4 protein-coding genes are annotated in these 5,468 nt (G+C 61.2%); all 4 read right to left on the bottom strand.

The features are described from left to right. Positions 1-1,893, bottom strand: a 1,893-nt coding sequence (locus JJE47_05560) for a sulfatase-like hydrolase/transferase (GenBank protein MBK5266884.1), incomplete at its 3' end; no start/stop codon positions are given. A gap of 4 nt (positions 1,894-1,897) precedes the next feature. Beyond that, on the bottom strand, positions 1,898-3,103 hold the full coding sequence (locus JJE47_05555) for a methyltransferase (GenBank protein ID MBK5266883.1): 1,206 nt from the start codon (positions 3,101-3,103) through the stop codon (positions 1,898-1,900). Positions 3,104-3,285: 182 nt separating this feature from the next. After that, entirely contained in the window at positions 3,286-3,474 is a 189-nt protein-coding gene (locus tag JJE47_05550) for a hypothetical protein (protein MBK5266882.1), read from the bottom strand. Positions 3,475-3,584: 110 nt separating this feature from the next. After that, on the bottom strand, positions 3,585-5,468 hold a 1,884-nt coding region (locus tag JJE47_05545), incomplete at its 5' end, for a pyruvate, phosphate dikinase (protein ID MBK5266881.1).

Raw genomic sequence — 5,468 nt, 5'->3', positions numbered from 1 at the left:
TCCGATCGTGCCGTTGATCGACACGGCCATGACGAAGTCGTCGCCAACGGTGCCAAGCAGGCGGCCTGTCACCCTGGCCGGCACCACATCGCTTGACGTGTCGACGGTCAGATACCACGCCGGCCGGGTGATGAGGATGCGCAGGTTTTCTGAAACCGGAGTGGCCGGATCCGGGACTTGACCCCGCAGGTCGGGCGCTCCTGGCGGGATCAATGACCAGGGATCACCGGCTGGCATCCACGACTCGATCTGTGCGGCGACGGCCAGTTTCTCGGTGCCGCTTGTGCCGAATGTGACCTTGGAGTTGGGTCCGACCGTGACGGTTTCCGAGCGTGCCGGTTCGGGTCCGAATAGGGAGGAACCATCGGGAGTCCAGCTGAGGTTGGCTCCGACGACGTCGGCGATGGTGGGAACGACGTCGATCGTTTCTGCCCGTCGGTCGTCGATCACGCCGCCGGGGTGCCCTGGTGCCTTGATGAACAGAGGGATCGCCGCGATCGAGCCAACCGTGTCATCTTCGATCTGCCGGTGGTGAGGCACCCCTGGCCGGACGGTGACGCCGTGATCGGCCACGACGACCACCAGAGCGTTCTCGTAAATCCCGGCCGCCTTGATGGCTTCGATGATTTCGCCAAATGCCGTGTCGGCATACTGGACTTGCAGCAAGTGTCTCTGCATCCCCTGGCTAACCAGCCATTCATCGTCCCCCCACCCCGGCGAGACGGACCCGGGGTTTCGCTCCTCGTCGAGCAGGTATCGCTGGCCGGTGGGGAGGAATTGCCAGGGGTGATGCGGCACCACTGCGTGAACGAAGTAGAGCGGTGGCTTGAGACCGATCGGTCCGAAGTCATCGATCAGAGTCTGGATTGGCTTGCGCGGATCGGCGTCCAACTGCTCTCGAAAAACCGAGACGACATCGAAGTCGGTCACGGCTGACTCGAAATCGCCCCAACTGGCTGCAATTGTCGGCAAGTCGGCGGTTAGACCCTCGGGCAGGAGCACGTGGCCGGCGACCACGGCGACGTCCCGAGCGATCGGTGTCGATGTTGAGGCGACGGACGAGCACAGGGCAATCGGGCATAGCTGAGTGATGGTCTCGTTGACATGCATCTCATAGGTGCCCTGGAGAGCCGTGAACAGATTGAACGGATACTGTCCAGCGAATGGGGTCAGGCTCTGACTTGGAATGTTCCCTGTCAGAATCGCCGGGACCGAGTGTTCGCTCTGTTGTTCGACCGTCACCGCGTTCCGGAACCATGTGGCGTCGGAGGCGAACGCCGTAAAGTTCGGGTACTGCTCTGTTCGAAGGTTGCCGTTTTCGTCGATAAGTGAAGCCACCGGGAATTCGTCGAAAACGATCAACACCACCGGGATCGGACCTGCCACGTCGGCCGCCGCCCCGATGCCGCGGCCGTCGTCGGTCAAGACAGCTCCCGTTGGAGTGGCGAAATAGAAGAGAAGGAACATGAGGACCGGAGCTGCCAGCAAGTATGTGGCAAGCAGGCGGGTGCGGCTCGACCGGTGAAATGCCACAACCAACATGCCCCCAGCCACTACCGCCAAAGCGGTTGCGACCGGCCACGGTATCGGGAGCCGGCGGAAGTACAGCAGACCCAGTGAGGTCCCGGAAAAGGCGATGAGAAGATCGGCAAGGCGGGCGCCGACCCGGCCGGGAAGACTGCCCAACAGGCCCCCGACCAACGGTATACCGAACAACAAGATGAGTCCGATCGCCAGGATCTCGGGTTTCGGCGCGCGACGGGCAATGAAAAATTCGGCGTTGCTTGCCAGCAAGTCCATGACCGGCCAGGTCATTCCCAGCACGATCAACACCGAAATCGCTGCGAACCGTTCAAAACGGGACGGGAAGGCACGCTCCGCCAGGTCGGTCATCGGCTTAGGTGGTTGGAATGAGATGGAAGAGGCGCCGTCCTTCAAGAGGCATTTCTTCTTTGATCTCGAACCGACCGTCCAGGTATCTGCGGAGCGACTCTTCGTCGTAGTCGGTGTGCACTTCCGAACGTCGCTTATTGGCAGTGAGCCGTTGCGACATCGGGTCTTCGATCGGAACCCATTCGAAAACCACCTCCGATCCAAGCGAAGTAACCCAGTCAATCACAGCCGCTAGCGGGAGGTTTGCCCCGATGACCAGGTGATGGACGACGGCCAGCATGAGCACCAGATCGGGCTGTCCCCGGTCCTCCAGGCGGCGCCGCTCGACCCCGCGCCAGCCGAGACCTGGTGAAGGGTCGGCCAGATCCATCACGAGGGGTAGAACGTTATGCGGGCCGCTGGCGGATAAGGATTTGAATACCCGGTCGATGACGGCCTCATCGCCGTCGACTGCCACCACGGTATCGGCTAATCCGGCCACCGCTTTGGAGAAGTGAGCATCGTTGGCGCCTAGATCCCACACCAGAGTGCGATGTTTGAGTCCAGCGATTCTCTTGACAAATGTTTCTTTCGGTCCTCGCTGGGTCGCAACGTGGTCGCATGTTGCGTACTCCGACCAGGTTGATTCGCCCGAATCCCAGGTGGTTTTCTCGACGACCTTCTGTAGGCGGTTGACGTTGGTGAGGATGAGTTCGGCACTGAACCCTGCCGAAGACATCTCGGAGCGAACATTGCGCGAACTGTCCGACATTGACTTTTCAGCCCGGCTTTGCAGCATGACGTCCATCGCCACACCGGGGCGGGTGGCCCGGCGGCCTTTGAGGAGTGAGCGGGCGGTCTCTGCAGGAATGCCGTCCAGCGAGCCACGCAGCATCGGCTGAAACGGGACATCGGCATGAGCGCGCACCATAAGGGGATAAAGAAATTGTCGACAGAACTGTCGGTACCCGATCCACGGTTCACCAGGGCGATAGGTGGTGAACGAACCGACGTCGACGAACACGGGGCGGTCGCCGACAAACTGGATGTTGTAGGGGGTGGCATCCTTGAGGGTCAGACCCTCGGTGAGAGCGTCTTCGAGGAGGTCTAGCTGGAGGGTCGCCGCGGCTTTGAGCATGGAGAACGACCACTCGTATGGATAGCTCCAAAAGGCGATGCGATCGTGGGAGAGGACCGCCGGGTCCGTCGGAGACTCGCGGGTTCCGATCAATTGCCCGGATGCGGTCCATCTCTCAAGGAGACCAGAGTCTTGAAGTGCCGCCCAATCAGCCTTGCCCTCGTCAGAAAGTGCCCGGAAGACGTCGTTTCCACGATGAAATACCCGACTGGCGGGGTCCCGGAACGAGCCGGGATCGAAAACGGCGTCGCCAGACGCCGGTGAAGAATCGATGTCTACGACTCGATTTCTTGCTCCGCCAACTCCGATGCTGATTCTTCGGTGGTGGCGGCCCCGGGGGGCGTTTTCCGGTCGGCAAAACGACGACGCGTTGACCGGAACAGAACCGCGAGTCCGGCAGCACCGCCGAGAACGGTTTGGATGATCAGACTGCCTGTACCCGGGTCGAGATATCCAAGGATCATGTTGTTGTCTCCGAATCAAATGTTCGCTAAAGAAGCATTGTACGGGAGTCTATGCCCTTGTATATCCAATGCTGTCAGCTTCGGGGTGAGGACCAGTTGGCGGGACGGCGTCAAACCGGCACGGCCATCTCCGAAAGGTCGGCCGGGATCATGTCAACCAGGGCAGCCTGGGCAGCGGCCAGGCGGGCAATTGGCACTCGAGGCGGTGAACAACTCACGTAGTCGAGACCGATGGTCCGGCAGAACGCTATCGATGCCGGATCGCCGCCGTGCTCGCCACATATCCCCGCTTCGAGGCCGGGCCGGGCCGCTCGTCCTTCCTCGACCGAGATCCGCATGAGTCGACCGACGCCCGCCTCATCAATGCTGGCAAAGGGATTACGGTCGAGAATACCTTCTTCGAGATACTTCACGAGGAACGCCTTCTCGGCATCATCGCGCGAAATTCCGTAGGTCATCTGAGTCAGGTCATTGGTTCCGAACGATACGAACTCGGCACATTGAGCGATCTGGCCGGTGGTCAGTGCCGCCCGGGGGATCTCGATCATCGTGCCGAACTCATAGTTGATATCGATACCGGCCTCTGTCATGACCGCGGCCGCCTCTTCCTCCAGCGACTCTCGTTGCCGGGCCAGTTCGTTCACGTGAGCCACCAGGGGGATCATGATCTTCGGGTGCACGACCACACCGGTATTTTGAACCTCGATGGCCGCTTCGAAGATGGCTCGCACCTGCATTCGGGTAAGTGCCGGCATCATGAGACCGAGCCGCACCCCACGCAACCCGAGCATCGGGTTGGCTTCTCGCAGGGCTTCGACCTCATGCAACAGGTGTTCGGCCGCCTCGACCCGGGTGAGCAGTTGATCTACTTCGGGCAGGCTGCGGGCCGAGAGCAACTGGATTTTCAGGTCGGCGAGGTCGGCGGTGATGTCGTCATGGCTCGGCAGAAATTCATGCAACGGCGGGTCGATGAGCCGGATCGTTACCGGAAGACCATCCATGGCGCGGAACAAGCCAACGAAGTCGCGCCGCTGGAATGGGAGTAGTTGAGCGAGTGCTTCGGTTCGCTCGGTCGGGCTTGTCGCCATGATCATGCGTTGCACGATCGGCAGCCGATCGACGTCGAAGAACATGTGCTCGGTTCGAACGAGGCCAATTCCCTCGGCGCCATAGGAGCGAGCTAGTTCTGCGTCAGCCGGATGGTCGGCGTTGGCCCACACTCCGATGTCCCGAACGGCGTCCGCCCAGCTAAGCAGAACCTTCAGGACCGGGTTTTCAAGGTCAGGGGTCCGGGTTTCGAGCTGTCCGGAGAACACCTCGCCTGTGGTGCCGTCGATCGAGATCCAGTCACCTTCGCTGATGACGTCGTTGCCGACAGTCATGATCCGTTCGGATAGGTCCACGTCGAGTTCGTTGGCGCCGACGACGGCCGGTTTGCCGAACTGACGAGCGACGAGGGCGGCATGGCTGGTGCGTCCACCGCGCGTGGTGAGAATCCCCTCGGCGGCCAGCATGCCGTGGACATCGTCCGGCTTGGTTTCCGGTCGTACCATGACAACCGCCCGTCCGGCAGCTGCCCACTCGGCCGCCAGGTCGGCGTCGAAGGCGACCACCCCGACCGCGGCTCCCGGGGATACATTCAGGGCTGTGGTGAGATGGTGGCCGCCGTCGAACGCGGCTTCTTTACTGGCGGGGGTAAAGGATGGATGGAGGAAGAACTCGACCTGCTCGGGAGAGATCCTTTGCACGGCTTCATTGCGGCTGATGAGGCCTTCGTCAGCGAGATCGACCGCGATCTTGACGGCGGCCTGCGCGGTCCGTTTTCCGTTGCGGGTTTGCAGAATCCACAGGGTTCCTCGTTCAACGGTGAACTCCATGTCTTGCATGTCGCGGTAATGGCGCTCGAGAGAGAGTGCGATGGACTCGTACTGGTTGTAAAGCGTCGGCATTTCGATGGCCAGTTGCGACATCGGCTTGGTGACCCGGATGCCGGC

The organism is Acidimicrobiia bacterium (assembly GCA_016650365.1).
Taxonomy (GTDB): domain Bacteria; phylum Actinomycetota; class Acidimicrobiia; order Spongiisociales; family JAENVV01; genus JAENVV01.
Note: the sequence above shows the minus strand (reverse complement) of the source record. Positions and strands in the feature narration are given on the sequence as shown.